The 19321-nt window shown below is 71.1% G+C and carries 12 protein-coding genes; 8 read left to right on the forward strand and 4 right to left on the reverse strand.

The genetic code is table 11. The features are described 5' to 3' along the window. Window positions 1–22: 22 nt before the first annotated feature. Both KCH87_RS30955 and KCH87_RS30960 read left to right on the forward strand, forming a co-directional pair. On the forward strand, window positions 23–940 hold the full coding sequence (locus KCH87_RS30955; RefSeq protein ID WP_210589880.1) for a DMT family transporter: 918 nt from the start codon (window positions 23–25) through the stop codon (window positions 938–940). A gap of 9 nt (window positions 941–949) precedes the next feature. Further along, window positions 950–1948, forward strand: coding sequence for a LysR family transcriptional regulator (locus KCH87_RS30960; protein WP_210589881.1), 999 nt, complete (start codon window positions 950–952; stop codon window positions 1946–1948). Between the two features lie 240 nt (window positions 1949–2188). Here the strand turns inward: KCH87_RS30960 and pepN are convergent, their stop codons facing one another. Then, window positions 2189–4759: an aminopeptidase N gene (pepN, locus tag KCH87_RS30965; RefSeq protein WP_210589885.1), complete on the reverse strand. Its 2571-nt coding sequence runs from the start codon at window positions 4757–4759 to the stop codon at window positions 2189–2191. A 249-nt stretch (window positions 4760–5008) separates the two neighbouring features. Between pepN and KCH87_RS30970 the strand changes: the two genes are divergently transcribed. Both KCH87_RS30970 and KCH87_RS49395 read left to right on the forward strand, forming a co-directional pair. Further along, complete coding sequence (locus KCH87_RS30970; protein WP_210589888.1) at window positions 5009–5479, forward strand: DUF1203 domain-containing protein; 471 nt, start codon at window positions 5009–5011, stop codon at window positions 5477–5479. A gap of 95 nt (window positions 5480–5574) precedes the next feature. After that, a complete protein-coding gene (locus KCH87_RS49395; protein WP_247197078.1) occupies window positions 5575–6927 on the forward strand; it encodes an MFS transporter in 1353 nt (450 codons plus the stop codon). Window positions 6928–7136: 209 nt separating this feature from the next. Here KCH87_RS49395 and KCH87_RS30985 read toward each other — a convergent pair whose 3' ends face one another. Continuing rightward, a complete protein-coding gene (locus KCH87_RS30985) occupies window positions 7137–8156 on the reverse strand; it encodes an aspartate-semialdehyde dehydrogenase (protein ID WP_210589891.1) in 1020 nt (339 codons plus the stop codon). A gap of 208 nt (window positions 8157–8364) precedes the next feature. Between KCH87_RS30985 and KCH87_RS30990 the strand changes: the two genes are divergently transcribed. Both KCH87_RS30990 and KCH87_RS30995 read left to right on the forward strand, forming a co-directional pair. Beyond that, window positions 8365–8886, forward strand: a complete 522-nt coding sequence (locus tag KCH87_RS30990; protein ID WP_210589894.1) for a sigma-70 family RNA polymerase sigma factor — start codon at window positions 8365–8367, stop codon at window positions 8884–8886. Between the two features lies 1 nt (window position 8887). After that, window positions 8888–9601, forward strand: coding sequence for a hypothetical protein (locus tag KCH87_RS30995; protein WP_210589897.1), 714 nt, complete (start codon window positions 8888–8890; stop codon window positions 9599–9601). A 49-nt stretch (window positions 9602–9650) separates the two neighbouring features. On the opposite strand, the gene KCH87_RS31000 is transcribed toward KCH87_RS30995, so the two are convergent. Continuing rightward, window positions 9651–12935 carry a S8 family serine peptidase gene (locus KCH87_RS31000; RefSeq protein WP_210589900.1) on the reverse strand — a complete coding sequence of 1095 codons (3285 nt, stop codon included), beginning with the start codon at window positions 12933–12935 and terminating at the stop codon, window positions 9651–9653. 542 nt (window positions 12936–13477) lie between these two features. Here KCH87_RS31000 and KCH87_RS31005 point away from each other — a divergent pair. Both KCH87_RS31005 and KCH87_RS31010 read left to right on the forward strand, forming a co-directional pair. Then, a complete protein-coding gene (locus tag KCH87_RS31005; RefSeq protein WP_210589902.1) occupies window positions 13478–15241 on the forward strand; it encodes a TIGR03767 family metallophosphoesterase in 1764 nt (587 codons plus the stop codon). 101 nt (window positions 15242–15342) lie between these two features. Continuing rightward, entirely contained in the window at window positions 15343–16485 is a 1143-nt protein-coding gene (locus KCH87_RS31010) for a serine hydrolase (protein ID WP_210589905.1), read from the forward strand. Window positions 16486–16506: 21 nt separating this feature from the next. Here the strand turns inward: KCH87_RS31010 and KCH87_RS50185 are convergent, their stop codons facing one another. Continuing rightward, window positions 16507–19320, reverse strand: a complete 2814-nt coding sequence (locus KCH87_RS50185; protein WP_210589907.1) for a BTAD domain-containing putative transcriptional regulator — start codon at window positions 19318–19320, stop codon at window positions 16507–16509. Between the last annotated feature and the right edge of the window lies 1 nt (window position 19321).

Below are 19321 nucleotides of genomic sequence, written 5' to 3' on the forward strand. Positions count from 1 at the left end.
ACCGACCAGCGAAAGGACCTCTGTGGCCGTCACAGCCGACCGGACCACCACTTCCCGTACGGCATCGAGGGCGGCCCCTGTTCTGGGGGTCGCCCTCGCCGCTCTGGCCACCCTCGTCTGGTCCGGCAGCTTCGTCACCTCCCGGGCCCTGGGCGACAGCGTGCCGCCCGTGCAGCACGCCTTCTGGCGCTGGGTGGTGGCGCTCGCGGTCGTCGCCCCCTTCGGCGCCCGGCAGGCCTGGCGGCAGCGGGAGCTGATCCTGCGCCACCGCGGCTATCTGCTCCTCGCCTCGCTCCTCGGCGTGACCGTCTACAACACGCTCGTCAACCAGGCCGGAGTGTCCACGCCCGCCGCCAACATGGGCATGATCATGGCTGCGGCGCCGGTGCTGATGGCGGTGTACGAGCGGGCGAGCGGCGTTCGGCTCGGCGCCCGCCGGGTGGCCGGCCTGCTGATCGCCTGCACGGGCGTGCTGCTGCTGGTGGGCGGAGGAGCCGGCTTCGCGGCGGGCGACCTCTGGATGATCGCCGCGGCCTTCAGCTTCGGCGCGTACAGCGCACTGCTGCGCCGTAGGCCCGCCGAACTCGGCGGCGCCGCCTTCCTGTTCACAACGTTCCTCATCGGTACCGCCCTGCTGCTGCCCGCCCAGGGTGTGAGCCTCGCCGTGCAGGGCGGCTTCCAGCCGACGGCCGGAACCGTACTGCCCCTCCTCTACGTCGGCGTGGCCTCCTCCGCCCTCGCCTTCTTCGCCTGGAACACGGCGATCGCGCTGGTCGGCCCGACCCGCGCCGGCGTCGTCTACTACCTCCAGCCGGTCTGCGTGGCCCTGCTGTCCTGGGCGCTGCTCGACGAGGCGACCGGCCCGGCGCAGGTGCTGTGCATGGCGCTGATCCTGGGCGGGGTCGTGCTGGGCGCCGGGTCGAGTCGTACCGCCGGATAGGTTGCCGCCATGGCCGAGTGGGACATCCGGAAACTTCAGATCCTGCGGACACTGCGCGAACAGGGCACCGTGACGGCGACCGCCGAGGCGTTGCGGATGACTCCGTCGGCCGTCTCGCAGCAGCTGACCAACCTGGCGAAACAGCTGGGGGTGCCACTGCTGGAGGCGCAGGGGCGGCGGGTGCGGCTCACGGACGCGGCCCGGCTGGTGCTGCGCCATGCCGAGGCGGTGTTCGAGCAACTGGAACGGGCGGACGCCGAGTTGGCGGCGTACGTGCACGGAGAGGTCGGCGAGGTGCGGGTCGGCGCCTTCTCGACGGCGGTGCCCGCCTTGGTCGTACCGGCCGTACGGGCGCTGCGGGCCGCGCATCCCGGGGTGAGCGTGCGGGTGCGGGAGGCCGAGGCGGGTCAGGCCTACGAGTTGCTGGCCGCCGGAGAGGTGGATCTGGCCTTGTCGCTGGCCGCCCAGGCACCGAGCGCCGCGGACCCGCGGTTCACCCGCCTGCCCTTGCTCGCCGATCCCCTGGACATCGCCCTCCCGCACGACCACCCGCTCGCCTCCACCGAGCCACTGAGGCTCGCCGACCTCGCCGCCGAGCCGTGGATCTTCGGGGGGAGCGGGCCGTGGTCCGACATCACGCGAGGGGCGTGCGAGGCTGCCGGGTTCAGCCCGTATCAGGGGCACTCGGCGGCCGGGTGGACCGCGATTCTGGCGATGGTGGAGGCGGGGATGGGGGTGGCGTTGGTGCCGCGGATGGTGGGGGTGCGGCGCGAGGGCGTGGCGATGCGGGAGCTGGGCGGTGACCGGCCGGTCCGGCATGTGGTTGCGGCTGTGCGGAAGGGGGCGGAGGAGGGGGGTGCCTTGGGGAGGGTGCTCGGGACGATGGGGGAGGTTGCTGCGGGGCTGTCCGGCCAGGAGGGGGAGGTTGTGGGGGATGGGCTGGAGGTGGCGGAAGCGGGTGTTGTGGCGGGCGACGGGCCATCAGGGAGGGGAACAGGAACCCGGTGACCGCTCCCAGGACCGTCCCGAGCAGACCGGCGAGCAGGAGATCCAGTCCGAAACCGGACTCAAGTAACTCCGGCGGCCCCGACACAATGGCCCCGAAAACGCCCATGAGGAGTGCTCCGCGGCAGCGGCGGCGCAGACTCGGCCAGTTCCTCCTCATCGAGATCTCCTTGTGCCGAAGTAGAGGGGGCGCCCGGCGTAGTGCCGGGCGCCCCCTCGACGTACGAAGGACTGACCTGCGAACTACTGCTCCGCGTCCGCCGCCTGGGCCTTCAGGGCGCGCTCGACGCCGGAGCGGGACTCCGAGATCAGTCGGCGCAGGGCCGCGTTGGGCTCGGCGGAGGCCAGCCAGGTGTCGGTCTTGGTGAGCGTTTCCTGGGAGACCTGGACGGTCGGGTAGAGGCCGATCGCGATCTGCTGGGCGATCTCGTGCGAGCGGGAGTCCCAGATGTCCTTGACGACGTCGAAGAACGTGTCGGCGTACGGCGCCAGCAGCTCGCGCTGGTCGGTCTGGACGAAGCCCGAGATGACCGCTTCCTGGACGGCGTTGGGGAGCTTGTCGGACTCGATGACCGACGCCCAGGCCTCCGCCTTCGCCTCCGGGGTGGGCCTGGCCGCGCGGGCGGTCGCCGCGTGCCGCTCGCCCGCCGCCGTCTTGTCGCGCTCGTACTCGCCCGCGATCTCCGCCTCGTCGAACCGGCCCACGGCCGTGAGGCGCTGGACGAACGCCCAGCGCAGCTCGGTGTCGACCACCAGGCCCTCGATCGTGTGGGAACCGTCCAGCAGCGCATCGAGCAGGTCCAGCTGCTCCGGCGTACGAGCCGTCGCCGCGAACGCCCGCGCCCAGGCCAGCTGGTGGTCGCTGCCCGGCGTCGCCGCCCGCAGATGGGCCAGCGTGGCGTCCGTCCAGCGGGTCAGCAGGGCCTCGCGGGTGGCCGGGGCGGCGTACAGGTCGATCGCCAGCTTCACCTGGCGCTGTAGCGACTGCACGAGGCCGATGTCGGACTCCTTGCCGATGCCCGACATGACCAGGGAGAGGTAGTCGCGGGTCGCCAGCTCCGCGTCCCGGGTCATGTCCCATGCCGACGCCCAGCACAGAGCGCGGGGGAGGGAGGACTCGAAGTCGCCCAGGTGCTCGGTCACGAAGGCGAGGGACTTCTCGTCGAGGCGGACCTTGGAGTACGAGAGGTCGTCGTCGTTGAGCAGGATCACGTCCGGGCGGCGCTTTCCCACCAGCTGCGGTACGGCGGTCAGTTCGCCGTCCACGTCCAGCTCGATCCGCTCGTCGCGCACCAGCTTGCCGCTGTCGTCGTCGAGGTCGTAGAGGCCGACGGCGATGCGGTGCGGCCGGAGGGTCGGCTCGCCCTTGGCGCCCGCCGGGAGCGCCGGGGCCTCCTGGCGGATCGCGAAGGAGGTGATGACACCGTCCGCGTCCGTCTCGATCTCCGGGCGCAGGATGTTGATGCCGGCCGTCTCCAGCCACAGCTTCGACCAGGTTTTCAGGTCACGCCCGGAGGTCTCCTCCAGGGCGCCGAGGAGGTCGGACAGGCGCGTGTTGCCGTACGCGTGCGCCTTGAAGTACGCCTGCACGCCCCGGAAGAACTCGTCCATGCCGACGTACGCCACGAGCTGCTTCAGGACGCTCGCGCCCTTCGCGTACGTGATGCCGTCGAAGTTGACGAGCACGTCGTCCAGGTCGCGGATCTCGGCCATGATCGGGTGGGTGGACGGCAGTTGGTCCTGCCGGTAGGCCCACGTCTTCATGGAGTTGGCGAAGCTGGTCCAGGAGTGCGGCCAGCGCGACTCGGGGGCGTACGCCTGGCAGGCGATGGAGGTGTACGTGGCGAACGACTCGTTCAGCCACAGGTCGTTCCACCACTCCATGGTGACCAGGTCGCCGAACCACATGTGGGCCAGCTCGTGCAGAATCGTCTCGGCCCGCATCTCGTACGCGGCGTCCGTCACCTTCGACCGGAACACGTACTGGTCGCGGATCGTCACCGCGCCCGCGTTCTCCATCGCGCCCGCGTTGAACTCCGGCACGAACAGCTGGTCGTACTTCTTGAACGGGTACGCGTAGTCGAACTTCTCCTGGAACCAGTCGAAGCCCTGCCTGGTCACCTCGAAGATCGCGTCCGAGTCGAGGAACTCGGCGAGCGACGGCCGGCAGTAGATGCCCAGCGGCACGGACTGGCCGTTCTTCTCGTACACGCTGTGGACCGAGTGGTACGGGCCGACGATGAGCGCCGTGATGTACGTCGAGATCCGCGGCGTCGGCTCGAACACCCAGGAGTCGTCCTTGGGCTCGGGCGTCGGCGAGTTGGAGATGACCGTCCAGCCCGTCGGCGCCTTCACGGTGAACTGGAAGGTGGCCTTCAGGTCGGGCTGCTCGAAGGAGGCGAAGACGCGGCGGGCGTCCGGGACCTCGAACTGGGTGTAGAGGTAGGCCTGGTTGTCGACCGGGTCGACGAACCGGTGCAGGCCCTCGCCGGTGTTGGTGTACGCGCAGTCGGCGACGACACGGAGGATGTTCCGGCCTTCCAGAAGCCCCGGCAGGGCGATCCGGGAGTCGTTGAAGACCTCGTCGGGGCTGAGCGGATCGCCGTTGAGCGTGACCTCGTGGACGGTCGGGGCGACCAGGTCGATGAAGGACTCCGCGCCGGTTTCGGCGGCGTCGAAGCGCACCGTGGTCACGGACCGGTAGGTACCGCCCTCTTGCGCGCCGGAGAGGTCGAGATCGATCTCGTACGAGTCAACGGTGAGCAGCTTGGCTCGCTGCTGCGCCTCTTCGCGAGTCAGGTTTGTGCCAGGCACGCGGTCATCTCCTCGATATGGGTAGGTTCGGCGGTTCGGTCATCCTTCCACGGGACCTGCACGAATGTCTCTGACGGTTCGGCAGGGGGGCTGCGGGTTCGTCGTGGCTCGCGTCACTGGGGGCTGCGCCCCCAGACCCCCGCTTCGGCCCAAGGGCCTCGTCCTCAAACGCCGGACGGGCTGGATGGTGTGAACGCCCTGTCCGTATCCCGCCAGTCATCCGCACGCGGCCGCGGCAGCCTGGGATGCATGACGACCTACATCGCACGACCCATCACCCCCGTGATCCTGAAGGAGCTTCGCTCTGCTGACGACGCGGGGCGCGAGTTGGTTCCCGTGATCGATGAGGAGGGTGGAGCGCCGCTGCGCTGCTGTCTGCGCCGGAGCGAGCCCGGGGAGCGGATCGCCCTCGTCTCGTACGCCCCGCTGCGCCGCTGGGCGGCTGTGACGGGCGTGGATCCCGGCGCGTACGACGAGCAGGGCCCGGTCTTCATCCACGCCGAGGAGTGCCCGGGGCCCGACCCGGACGGCTACCCCTTCGCCAACGCCCACCGCACGGTTCGCCGCTACTCGGCCGAGGGCCGCATCCTGGGCGGGGCGCTGGTCGGCGCCCCCGACGACGAGGCCTTCCGGCAGGCGTTCGACGACCCGGCGGTGGCGCTCGCCCAGGTGCGGGCCGTGGAGTACGGGTGCTTCCTGTACGAGGTGCGGCGGCCGTAGCGGGAGAAGCGTGCCTGGCCGTTGTCCCGGGGCCGGTCACGGAAAAGGGTGGGGGAATGTCCCCCGCCACGACCGGGGCCACCACCCCATGGGGCATGCCGGCCCCTTCCCGCCCCTGGATCGCCGTCCTCGCCCTCGCCACCGCCACCTTCTCCGTCGTCACCACGGAGATGCTGCCGGTCGGCCTGCTCACCTCCCTCGGTGCCGGTCTGCACGTCTCCCCCGGCACCGCGGGCCTCGCCCTCACCCTGCCCGGACTGGTCGCGGCCCTCTCCGCCCCGCTGCTGCCGGTCGCCGTGCGCCGGGCCGACCGCCGTACCGTCCTGTGCGGGCTGCTGCTACTGCTCGCGGCGGCCGACCTGCTCTCCGCGCTCGCCCCGCATCTGGCCGTGCTGCTGGTCGCCCGCGCCCTCGTCGGGGTGTGTATCGGCGGGGTGTGGGCGGTGGCCGCGGGCCTGGGTGCCCGGCTGGTGCCCGCGGCCTCGGCGGGACGGGCCACCTCGCTGGTCTTCAGCGGTATCGCGGTCGCCTCGGTGCTCGGCGTTCCGGCCGGCACCTTCCTCGGTGCGCTGGCGGGCTGGCGCTGGGCGTTCGCCGCGCCGGCCGGGCTCGCCCTGGCCGTCGCGGCGGTCCTGGCGGTGGCGCTGCCTCCGCTGCCCGCCGAGCGGCCGGTCCGGCTCGGCACGTTCCCGGGGCTGCTGCGCACCCCGCAGGTGGCGCGCGGCCTGCTCGCCGTCGCCCTGCTGGTCACCGGCCACTTCGCCGCGTACACCTACGTCCGCCCGGTCCTGGAGCGCGTCCCGGACACCGGCCCCGCCCTGGTCAGCGCCCTCCTGCTCGGCTACGGCCTCGCGGGCATCGCCGGCACGTTCGCCTGCGGCGCGCTGAGCGCTCCGCTGGGGGTGCCGCGATATGTCGTCGAGCGTCTGCGGCGCCGTCGTGGCTGGTCGCTCCCCCAAGTTCTCGGCTTCGCTCGAACCCGGGGGGACCCCCATCGCGGCGGTAGCCGCACATCGATAACAGCCCCGCGCCCCTTCGGGGCGCTGCCGAACCGGAGCGGACTTCACCCGACCTGCTCAGCGGCCCGCGATCCACGCCGGGCGCTGCTGGCGATCTGCGCGGGCCTCGGCAGCGTTGTCCTGCTCCTGGTCCCCGCCGGCCGTTCGCTCATCGCGTCCACCGTTCTCCTCGTCCTCTGGGGACTGGCATACGGCGGTGTCTCCGTCGCCGCCCAGAACTGGCTCTCGGCGGCAGTCCCGCAGGCCCGCGAGGCGGCGTCGGCGCTGTTCGCCGGGGTCTTCAACAGCGCCATAGCACTCGGCGCCTTCCTCGGCGGCCGTGCCGCGGACGGCCCCGGGCTCTCCGCCGTACTGGCGCTCGGGGCGGGTCTGGCGCTGCTCGCGGTGCCGGTCCTCGGGTGCGCGAAGGGGCCGGCCGACCGCGGGTGACCGGCCCTCCGGCGTCCGGCGATTCGCCCTGGCCAATTGGCAGATGCGCCCGCTGGAAGCCGGCTTCGGTTGGGCAACGCCCCGTAAGGGGCGCGGGGCTGTTGTCGATTTGCGGCTACCGCCGCGTGGGCGCGACCAGCCACGACGGACCCGCAGACGATCGACGGCCCATCGCGGCTATACCCGCAGCCTTCACACGGTCGGGGGCCTTACTTGCCGCTCAGCTCCGCCGCGACCAGCTCCGCGATCTGTACCGCGTTCAGGGCCGCGCCCTTGCGGAGGTTGTCGTTGGAGACGAAGAGGGCGAGGCCGTTGTCGACGGTCTCGTCGGTGCGGATGCGGCCGACGTACGACGGGTCCTTGCCGGCGGCCTGGAGGGGGGTCGGGATGTCGGAGAGCTCGACGCCCGGGGCGCCGGCCAGCAGCTCGGTGGCGCGCTCGGCGCTGATCGGGCGGGCGAAGCGGGCGTTGACCTGGAGGGAGTGGCCGGAGAAGACGGGGACGCGCACGCAGGTGCCGGAGACCTTGAGCTCCGGGATCTCCAGGATCTTGCGGGACTCGTTGCGCAGCTTCTGCTCCTCGTCGGTCTCGTTCAGACCGTCGTCGACGAGGTTGCCCGCGAAGGGCAGCACGTTGAAGGCGATGGGGCGCTTGTAGACCTGCGGCTCGGGGAAGTCGATCGCCTCGCCGTCGTGGGTGAGCTGGTCGGCGTCGGCGATGACCTTCTGCGCCTGGCCGTGCAGCTCGGCGACGCCCGCAAGACCGGAGCCGGAGACCGCCTGGTAGGTGGCGACGACCAGCGCCTCCAGGCCCGCCTCCGCGTGCAGCGGCTTCAGCACCGGCATCGCGGCCATCGTCGTGCAGTTCGGGTTGGCGATGATGCCCTTGGGGCGGTCCGCGATCGCGTGCGGGTTCACCTCGGACACCACCAGGGGTACGTCCGGGTCGCGGCGCCACGCGGAGGAGTTGTCGATCACGACCGCGCCCTGCGCGGCGACCTTCTCGGCCAGCGCCCGGGAGGTCGCGCCGCCCGCAGAGAACAGCACGATGTCCAGGTCCGAGTAGTCGGCGGTCGCCGCGTCCTCCACCGTCACGCCGTCCAGGGCCGTCCCCGCCGAGCGGGCCGAGGCGAACAGACGCAGCTCGGTGACCGGGAAGGCGCGCTCCTTGAGGATCCTGCGCATGACCGTACCGACCTGACCGGTGGCTCCGACGATTCCGACCCTCACGGCGACTCCTTCTACGTGTACGTGCATGTCTGCGGCTTTTCCATCATGCGGCCGACCCGGGTCCGCCTGTCCAATTCTTTGCTCTCCATGCCCGAGGAATGGAACGCCGGACCGTGTGACGTACGCCTCTGTATGAATTTCCCGGGGCCGGCCGAACGTTTCCGTCGCCTGCGGCGTCGTAGAGGAAACGCGGTGAGGGGGGTGGCTTGTGCTGCGCAGAAAGGCCCGCCGTGGCCAAGAGGACGATGATCCTCTGGACGCGGCTCAGGAACGCCGGGTGCGGGCGGTGCTCGCGCTGGGCGGTGTGCCGCAGACGGATCTGCCGGACGGGGTGCAGCAGGTCCGCCTGCGGCTGCTGGAGCGGGCGGCGAAGGGGTACGAGGCCCCGCGCGACGTCTCCGCGTGGGCGGCCGTCGTCGCCTCCAACCTGGCCATGGACTGGCACCGCGCCAAGCGCCGGCAGGAGCGCATCGGCGAGCGGCTCGCCTCCCTGCGCCAGCTTGAGCACCCCTCGGGTGAGGACACCAGCGTGCTCTCCCTCGCCGTCGCACAGGGACTCGACGAGCTCCCCGACTCCCAGCGCCAGGTCCTCGTCCTGCGCTTCTACGCCGACCTGCCCGTCCGCTCGATCGCCGACGAACTCGGCATCCCGGAAGGCACGGTCAAGAGCAGGCTGCACACGGCGGTACGGGCTCTGCGCGCCCGCCTGCACGAGGACGAGGTGGTGTGACGTGACCGCCGAACACAACGGCGCCGACGCGCTGATGGCCGCGCTCACCGACGAGCCGCTCACGGACGAGACCCGCGCGGACGCCGACTTCATGGCCGAGCACCGGTCGGCTCTCACCGATGTGGCGTCGCTGCGCGAGCAGTTGGGGATCATCGGGGACGCGCTGGCCGCCGAGCCGGTGCAGAAGAAGGCCGACAAGCCCGCTCCGGTACGGCCGAGGGGGCGGCGGCCGCTCAAGGTCGCGCTGGGCGGGCTCGCCGTGGCGTGTGCCGTCGCGCTTTTCGCGGGGATGGGGTGGCTCGTCGTGCAGTCCGGGGGCGGGGTCGGCGTGACCGACAGCGACGACGGCGGCAGCGCAGCTTCGGACTCCTCGGGGCAGAACGAGGGCGCGGTGAAGGACAGCAGCGCCCTCTACCTTGCCTGCGCCCGCCTCGTCGTCGAGGGCACGGTCACCGCTGTGGTGCCGGTCCCCGGCACCACCCAGGAACGCGTCACCCTGGACGTCACCCGCTACTACAAGCCCGCCAAGGGCGAGGACGAGGTCGTCTTCGTCATGGACGAGGACATTCTCAACAAGGGCGACCACGCCCTGATCGGCCTCCCGCGGAACGCGGCCTCGCCCGACATGTGGGCCGTCGGCAGGAAGGACATCGATCGCGAACGGGCCTGGATCACCCGGGCCCTGCCCGAGTCCCGCACCCTCACCTGCGAATGAGAAAGGGGCGGGCGCCCGTCACGGACGCCCGCCCCGACTGCCGTAGCAACTACGGGATGACCTTCTCGATCTTCACGCTGCCGAGGCCCGCGACCGTGCCGCGGGCGTTCACCAGCTGGACCTGGCCGAAGAACTCGCGTCCCTCGGGAGCGGCCGCCTTGGCGGTGACGGAACCGGACACCGTGGCCGACTCGCCCGTGCCCAGCTTCACCGGCGTCGACTCGTCGACGGTGACGGTGCCGAGCGCGGAGGAGAAGAACACGTCCAGGTAGTCGTAGGCCGTGGAGCCGGACGGAACGGAGTAGCCCGCGACCACGATGGTGTACGTGCCAGCCGCGGGCTTGGCGATGGAGACCGCCTCCTCCGAGTCGCCGTCCGCGGACGAGGCGACTTCGTCGCCGGCCGCGTTCAGCACCGCCAGGTCGAGGTCGGCGGCCGTGTCGGAGACGTTGCCGATGGCGACGTCGAGCGACGCGGCGCCCTCGGGCACCACGACCGTGCTGGTCTGGGTCGCGGCGTCGGCGATGGTCGGCCGGGCCGTCTTGGACGAGCCGAGCGGGCCGCCGACCAGCTTGCCGTCCAGGGCGGCGAAGTTGTTCGTGACCTTCCAGGACGCCTCGGCCGGGGTGCCGACCTTGGCCTCGGGCACGGTCACGACCTCGGGGTCGAAGGCCGCGCCGAGGACCTCGACGTCCAGCTTGTACGGGTTGTCGAGCAGCGGCGACGTACGGCGCGACTCGACCTCGATCTCCCAGACTCCGGCCTGCGGGTCGGCGTACGAGCGCACGTCGGGCTTGCAGCCGTTGCCGTCGAGGTAGTTGTTGTAGCAGTTCGGCGTGGAGGTGACGTCGACCGGAACGCCGTACGGGTGGATGGAGATGAACCGGGTCTGGCTCTTGTCCTTCAGCCCGCCGATCGCGACCTGGAGCGACTTGGCGCCCTCGGGCACGGTCACGAAGTAGGACTTGGTGCTGTTGCGCTGCACCGAACCCGACGCGGAGTAGGTGTACTTCAGCGGCGCCGAGACCACGACCGTGCTCAGGGCCTGCTTGTCGATGCCCTCGGTGCGCGGGTCGTCGATCTCGAGGATCGCGCTCTTGAGGCCGGCGGACTTCGGCGCGGCCTGGACCTTGACGGTCACCGGCTGGTTCAGCGGCAGCTTGATGACGTCGGAACCGACGATCTTGAAGGTGCCGCCCGCGTTGTTCTCGAAGTACAGCTCGTGCAGCAGCGGCCGGTCCGCGCCGGACGTACGGGTGATGGTGACGTCGTACGTCTTCTTCTGGCCCGCCTTCAGGCCGCCCTCGCGGTCGTACAGACCGGTGCCGAAGCCGGGCGTCTTCAGCGCGAAGTCGATCGCGGTGTCGACCGGCGCCTTGACCGTGTAGTCGTGGGCGGTGGCGCCGTCCTTGATGGAGTCCCAGGCGTCCACGATGTTGATCAGGCCCGCGCCCTCCTCGTACGCCTGGACCCCACTGATGTGGTCGGCGGTCGAGGTCAGGGCGGTGCGCAGCTTCACCGGGGTGAGCGCGATGCCCTTCTGCTCGGCGGCGGACAGGAGCAGCGCGGACGCGCCGGCCGCCTGCGGGGACGCCATCGAGGTGCCCTGGAGCATGCCGTAGCCGGCCGGGAGCGAGTAGCCCGCCTCGGCGACCGGGGCGCCCGGCAGCCAGGTCTGGATGGTGTTGATCGCGGCGCCGGGTGCGGAGAGCGTCGGCGTGAAGCCGCCGTCCTCACGCGGACCGCGCGAGGAGAACGGCATCATCGCGTACGACTTCTGCACCGCCGAGCCGTAGTTGGCGGCCCAGGTGTCCTTGGAGATGGTCGCGCCGACCGAGATGACCTTGTCGGCCAGGGCCGGGTCGCCGATGGTGTTCGCGCCGGGGCCGGAGTTGCCCGCGGAGATCACCAGCTGGACGCCGTACTCGTCGATGAGCCGTGTGTACAGCTCCGCGCGCGCGTTGTTGCCGTCGTTGAGCGAGGGCAGACCGCCGATGGACATGTTGACGATGTCGACGCCACGCTTGGTGACGAGGTCGATCATGCCCTCGGTGAGCGCGACGTTGGTGCAGCCGCCGGACCAGGTGCAGGCGCGGGACGAGACGAGCTTCGCGCCGGGGGCCTGGCCGTTCATCTCGCCGCCGAACAGGCCGTTGGCGGCGGTGATGCCGGCGACGTGCGTGCCGTGCTCGGACTCGATGACGCCGATGTTGACGAAGTCGGCCTTCGCGCCAGCCGAGTTGTAGACGACGTCCTTGCGGATCTCGATGACGAAGGGCTGGCGCTCGGCGACGTCGGTGGCCGGGTCGTCGGTGCCGAAGTACCCGATCTGGAAGCCGTCCTTGTACGGCTTCATCGGGGTGTCGTCACTGAAGTCGTTGTTGTTGTTCAGGTCGACGCGGACCGTGCCGGCCGCGGCGTCGTAGAGGACGCCCCAGGAGTCGGTCTTGTCGCCGTCGCGGTTCGCGTCGCCCGCAGCGTCGCCGCCGGTGGTGTACGACTCCAGGAAGGTGCTGATCTGGTACGAGCCCGCCGGGGCCGTCCAGGTCTTGCCGCCGTAGGTGAAGGTCGGCCCGGACACCGAGGTGCTCATCTGGCGCCAGGTCTTGTCGGCGTCCACGACCGGGTCGGTCGCCGTCACCCAGTCGACGATCTTGCGCTCGCCGGTGGTGGTCTTCTGCAGCGCCGGGTGGCCCAGGTCGACGCCCGAGTCCAGGATGCCGATGGTGATGCCGCGGCCGTCCGCCTTCGGGTGCTCGTCCACGAAGTCGACGGCGCCCGTCTCGAAGGACGGGTTGTACGGGTTCTCGGCGGGCGTCTTCTTGCCGGGGGCCGGGTAAGTGCCCGTGGCCGTCGCGCTCTTGGCGGTGTCCGCGCTCGGCGTCGGGTCGTCGAGCGGTATCTCCTCACGCAGGTCGATGCCGTGCACGGAGGAGAGCTTCGTGGCGGCGGCGATGGCCGAGTCCGCCTTGCCGGTGGGGACGGTGGCGCGGACGTAGCCGAGCTTGTCGTAGGTACGGCCGACGAGGCCGCCCTTGACCGCGTCGAGCTGCTCGGCGACCTGCTCGGTCTTGCCGGGCGCCGTGGCCACCATCATCGTGACCGTCTTGGCGCCGTCGGCCTTGGCATCGGCGAGCAGATCGGCGTCGTCCGAACCGAGCTTGTCGTGGGCGGACTTGACGGCGGGGTCGGCCGCGGTCGCCGACTGGTCGGCGGACATGGCCATGGGTATCGGCCCGGCCGCGGAGAGCGCGGCGACGAGACCCGCGGCCACGGCTATTCGGGCCACATGTCTTGCACCCGATCTCGGGTCGCGCTGGGGGGTGAGGGTCATCGGCATCCCTTGTAGGTAAAGGAACGATCGTGGCGCGACCGGGCCGATCAACCCCGGTCACGTTGGTCCGGAATGCGAACCCGGACGACCGCAAAGCTTTACGTAAGGGACAGTTGTTTGGGGAGTGTTGACCGAAACGATATGCATGTGTGGGGAAAACCCGCGATGCTTTTTGCGGGGATAGCGCGCGAAGAGGGGCAAGTCGCCCATCGCTTCGGCCTTCGCCGTATGCGTCCGCGGGCCGGTGGGGGCTGGTCGCGCAGTTCCCCGCGCCCCTTCGGGGCGCTGCCGAACCGCACCGGACTTCTGGCTTCCATACCCCCGAAAATGAACACGGAGTGACCGCATCCCGGCGGTTCGCCGAGCGGTCGACCACGCGCAGGGTGATCCAAGATCGACGTACGGTGATCGGCGTTGCGCGTTGTGGTCCTGTTTACGCGCAGGTCATCCCTGCTGCCAACGATCCAGTAAGAACGGGCGGTTCGCGTCAGCGAACGGCCCGTGACCACTGTCGACGCGTTCGCAATCGGGGAGATACGCGCATGTCGCGGATACGCTCTGTCGCCGGCTCCACGCTGGGGGTCCACCGTCGTACGCTGCTCGCCGCCACCGGGGCGGTGTCCCTGTCCGCCGGCGTCGGCTACGCCCTGCGGCCCACCGACAGCCAGGCCGCCACCGTCACCGACGCGCGTGCCGCCGTCGAGGCGCCGGTCGCCCCCGCCCGCAACGCCGTCGCCGTGCCCCTCGCGCCCTACACGCGTGGCACCACGCTCGCCGCCGTCGCCGCCCCCCGCACCTCCTCCGGCTACCGGCGACTGGGCGACGGCCCCGGCTGGCAGCGCGTCGTGCGCAGCGAGCTGGCCGCGGCCAAGTCGGGGCGCGAGAGCCGCCGTACCGCGCTCGCCGCGTTCGTGCAGCTCACCGATCTGCATCTGATCGACAGCCAGCACCCGCTGCGTCTGGAGTTCCTGCGCTCGACGGACGTGCACGCCTGGCGGCCGCACGAGGCGCTGACCGTGCCGGGCGCGATCTCGCTGGTCGAGCGGGTCAACGCGCTTCGGGGTGCCCCCGTCACCGGCTCCCCGCTCCGCTTCGCCATGACCACCGGCGACAACACGGACAACAACGCCAAGTCCGAGCTTGAGTGGTTCCTGAAGATCATGAGCGGTGGCCGGGTCACGCCCAACACCGGGGACCCGCGGCACTATGAGGGCGTCCAGAACAGCGGCCTCAAGCAGTACTGGCAGCCTGACTCCACCACCCGCGACGCCGACAAGCAGCTGGGCTTCCCGCACCTGGAGGGCTTCCTGGCCGCCGCGATCCGCGAGATGAACAGCCCGGGGCTGACCATCCCCTGGTACTCCACGGTCGGCAACCACGACGCCATGCCGCTGGGTACGTACGGCCACGGCGACTCATACCTCGCCGAGTTCGCCGCCGGCGGCAAGAAGCTGATGAGCCTGTCGGCGTCCGAGGCGAAGAAGCTCCAGGACACGCTCAAGGGCGACACGGACCCCAAGGGGACCTACTTCCGCGACCTGCTGAAGGCCCACACCCGAGACCTGCGTTCGGTCACCCCGGACGAGAAGCGTGCCCCGTTCACCGCCGCCGAGTACGTCAAGGCCCACCTGGACCCCGCGTACAAGGGCGTGGGTCCGGTCGGGCACGGCTACTCCACGGCGAACGTCGAGGCGGGCACCCAGTACTACAGCTTCCGCATCTCCGACGACGTGATCGGCATCAGCCTCGACACCACCGACGCGGGCGGCCACTACAACGGGTCCATCGGGGCCGCCCAGTTGAACTGGCTCGACCGGACGCTGAAGCAGCACAGGGACGAGTACGCGATCGTCTTCAGCCACCACACCAGCGGGACCATGACGAATCTGCGTCCCGACCCGGTCCGTCCGAACGACCGCAGGCACGGGGGCGAGGACGTCCTCGCCGTACTCGGCCGCCACACCAACGCTCTCGCCTGGGTGAACGGCCACATCCACAGGAACGTCGTCACCCCGCACACCGGGTCCGGCGGCCACTCCTTCTGGGAGATCTCCACCGCCTCGCACGTGGACTTCCCCCAACTCGCCCGCATCATCGAGGTGGTGGACAACAAGGACGGCACGCTGTCGCTGTTCACCACCCTCATCGAGTCCGCGGCCCCGCACCGCACGGACTTCACCGACCTCTCCCAGACCGGCCTGGCCGCCCTCTACCGCGAGCTGTCCTTCAACGCCCCGGGCGCGAGCACGAGCCTGGGCGGCGAGGCGGGCGACCGGAACACCGAGCTGGTGCTGAGGAAGGGCTGAATGCCGCTCAACCCCGCTGCGGTGCGGCAACCCTCCTTCCGGACACCGGGTCCTTCCCCGCGAACCGCGCTCAGGAGAGTGCAGGAAGTGGGGGAAGAGACATGACCGTACGGATGACTTTGACAGCGGCGACGGCAGTCGCGCTGTCGGCGGTGGCACTCGCGGGACCAGCCGTGGCCGCCACCGACAGCGGCGGCGGCCACGGCGCCACCCGCAAGGCGATCGAGGCAGCCGTCGAGGCCGGCGTACCCGGTGTCACGGCGACCGCGAAGGACGGCCACGGCACCTGGTCCACGACGGCCGGCGTCGGCAACATCAAGACGGACCAGCCGCGTTCGGAGCACGACCGCTACCGCGTCGGCAGCATCACCAAGACCTTCGTGGCCACGGTGCTGCTCCAGTTGGAGGCCGAGGGCAGGCTGTCCCTGGACGACACGGTGGACAAGTGGCTGCCGGGCGTCGTCGAGGGCAACGGCCACGACGGTGCGCAGATCACCCTCCGGCAGCTCCTCAACCACACCAGCGGCATCTACAACTACACGCAGGACGACGACTTCGTCCGCACGTTCTTCCTGGCGGACGGCTTCTTCAAGCACCGCTTCGACACCAGGACGCCCCAGCAGCTGGTGGCGATCGCGATGAAGCACAAGCCGGTGTTCGAGCCCGGCACCTCCTACAGCTACTCGAACACCAACTACGTCGTCGCGAGCATGGTGATCGAGAAGGCCACGGGACACCCGTACGGCGACGAGGTGCGCCGGCGCATCATCGACCCCCTGCACCTCACCGCCACCTCCGTGCCCGGCACCCGGGTCACCGTCCCGCAGCCCAGCAGCCGCGCCTACTCCAAGCTGGCGGAGGAGACGACGGGACCGACGTACGACGTCACGGAGTTCAACCCCTCGGCGGCCTCGGCCGCGGGCGGGATGATCTCCGACTCGGCGGACCTGAACCGCTTCTACCGGGCCCTGCTTCAGGGCAGGCTGCTGCCGGCCGAGCAGCTGAAGGAGATGAAGACCACGGTGGCGAACCCCCAAACGAACGATGCCCGCTACGGGCTCGGCATCATGGACGTCAAGCTCAGCTGCGGCGTCCACGTCTGGGGCCACGAGGGCGGCATCCACGGCTCCTCGTCGGTGGCCGTCACCACCGCCGACGGCCGCCACTCCCTCGCCTTCAACTTCAACGGGGACTGGACGGGGCGCGCCGTCGCGGTGATCGAGGGGGAGTTCTGCGGCAAGTGACCGGATCCGCCGGTACGGGGGCTAGCGGTCGCCGGGAGCGGGATCGAGGTCGTCGAGCCGGCGCTGGACGCGTTCGGCGAGTGTGTGGCGGTGCTGGTCCCGGTACATCGCGGCGGCCTCTTCCCAGGTGCTGCGGGCCTGTTCGGAGCGGCCGAGTGCTCGGTGGGCGTGCCCGAGGCGGTCGAGCGTGTCGGCGGCCCAGCGGTCCGAACCGGAGCCGCGGTACCGGTCCACGGCGAGCCGGAAGTGGTCCACCGCTTCCAGATGGCGGCCGGTGTGGTGGGCGATGTAGCCGAGGCTGTCCAGGATGTCGGCCTCTATGCTCTCGTGCCGGGCGCGGCGGGCCAACGGCAGTGCCGCCTCGCAGTGGACGCGGGCCTGCTCGTAGTCCCCGAGCCGGGCGTTGTACCAGCCGACCGAGTTGAGCGCGGCGGCCTTCGCCGCCGGCAGATCCAGCTCCTGGAGCAGCCGCAGGGCGCGGTCGGAGTGTTCCAGCGCCGGACGGAGACGGTCCTGTTGCCCGTAGGCCTGCGCGAGCGAGATGTGGATGCGGGCCTGAGTTCCGTGATCACCGGCCTGCTCGGCCAGGTTCAGCGCATGCCGCAGATGCTTCCTGGCCTCGTCGTGCGATCCGGCGTGGGTGGCGGCGTGCCCGAGCCGCCGGTGGACCCTGATGTGAACGTCGAGCGCGTCGTCGTGGTCGAGGGCGGCGAGGGCGGCCCGCCACATCGTGACCCGGTCGTGGACATGCCCCAGCAGGCCGTAGAACTGATCCAGGCTCCAGGCGAACTGCCACACGGGTTTCCGCCAGCCGCGGTCGGTCGCCAGGCGTTGCGCGGCGAGTACGTTGGGCAGCTCGCCGGCCAGCCACTCCACCGCCTCCGCGTGCGTGGACAGCCGCTGCGGCCGGCAACCGGGCCCGGGATCGCCGAGCTCGGGAGGCGCGTCGTCGAGCGGCATCAACCGGAGGGTTCCGCACGCGGTGTGCAGATAGAACCCGACCAGCCGCCGCAGCGCCGCTTCCTGCTCCTCGGGCGCGAGGTCCTGACGGCCCCGGTCCGCGGCGTAGAGGCGCACGAGGTCGTGCATGCGCCACCGGCCGGGCTCCTGCTGCTCGACGAGGTGCAGGTTCTCCAGGGCCTGTAACGCCGCGCGGGTCGCGGGCCTGTCCAGGCCTGTGAGGGAAGCGAGCGCGAACAGTCCGATGTGGGGGCCGGGGACCAGCCCCAGCAGTGCGAACAGCCGTGCCTGGACGGGGGTCAGGGCGGCGTAGGACCAGGAGAAGACGGCCCGTACGTCCGTGGTGAGGTCGCCGCCGGTGAAGGCGTCGAGGCTGCCGTGGCTGTCGCGGAGTTCCTCGGCGACGGCGCTGAGCGGGAAGCCGGGGTGGGCGGCGGCGCGGGCGGTGGCGATGGCCAGGGCCAGCGGGAGCCGGGCGCAGCGGGTGATGATCTCCTGCACGGCGTCGGGTTCGGCCGCCACCCGTTCCTCGCCGAGCCGGTGGGCCAGCAGGGCGCGGGCCTCGGCCGGTTGGAGCAGGTCCAGGGGGATGGGGTGGGCGCCCTCGGCGGCGACCAGGCCCGCGAGCCGGTTGCGGCTGGTCACCACGGCCAGACAGCCGGGAGAACCGGGCAGCAGCGGGCGGACCTGGTCGGCGTCGCGGGCGTTGTCCAGCACCACCAGCACCCGCCGGCCGGCGAGCAGGCTCCGGTACAGGCCCGCCCGCGCCTGAAGGTCCGCCGGGACGCGCTGGGCAGGACCGCCCAGCGCGTCGAGGAAGTCCCGCACCGCCTGCTCGGGTGCCATGGCCGCCCCGGACGGGTCGAAGCCGCGCAGGTTCACGTAGAGCTGGCCGTCCGGGAAGCGGTCGGCCACCCGGTGGGCCCAGTGCAGGGCCAGCGCCGTCTTGCCCACCCCTGCCGTCCCCGACACCGCCGAGACCACCACCGCGGCCGGCCGCTCGGCGGAGGTGGCCAGGATCCCGTCCAGGCGGGCCAGTTGCTCCTCCCGGCCGGTGAATCCCCTTGCCTCCAAGGGCAGTTGTGCGGGGACGGGTGCTCCGTGTCCCGACTCGGCGGGCGGGGCGGACTCGCCGCGCAGGATCGCCTGATGCACCTGCTGCACTTCGGCACCCGGGTCCGTGCCCAGCTCCTCGGCCAGCCGCTTCTGTAGAACGGTGTGATAGGCAAGGGCCTCCGGGCCACGCCCGGCAGCCTGAAGCGCCCGCATCAGCGCCACGGTGAGCGGCTCGACGAGGGGATGCTCGGCGGCCAGAGCGGTGAGCGCACCGATCACCTCGGCGTGCCGGCCCACCCGGTACTCGGCATCGGCCCACGCCAGCACCGCTTCGAGACGTTCCTGTCCCCAGCTCTCGCGGGTGCGCTCCACCCAGGCACCCGCCGGCCCCGCCAGGGGTTCACCACGCCACAACCCGAGCGCCTGACGCAGCATCACCACCCGCTCGGCATCGGTGCGCTCCGTGTCGCGAGCCTGCTCGACCAGCTGCCGGAACCGGTGCACGTCGACCTGGTCGGCCGGTACGTCGAGCAGGTACCCGCCGGGGCCGCGCCGCAGCTGCGGACCTGCGGCCACGCCGTCCGCCGTGGCTGCCAGCAACCGGCGGATCCGCGCGATGTGAGCGTAGAGCGAGGGGCGCACCTGAAGGGGTGCGTCCTCCCCCCAGACCCGGTCGATCAGCGTCTCCACCGTCACCCAGCGGCCCGCGTCCACCAGTAACGCCGCCAGGACCGTGCGCTGCTTGGCCGGGCCGAGATCCACCACCGTGCCGTCCGGGCGCCGTAACTCGACCGTGCCCAGCAGCAGAAAATCCGTCACG

The organism is Streptomyces sp. GESEQ-35 (assembly GCF_017948485.1).
In the GTDB taxonomy this organism is placed as follows: domain Bacteria; phylum Actinomycetota; class Actinomycetes; order Streptomycetales; family Streptomycetaceae; genus Streptomyces.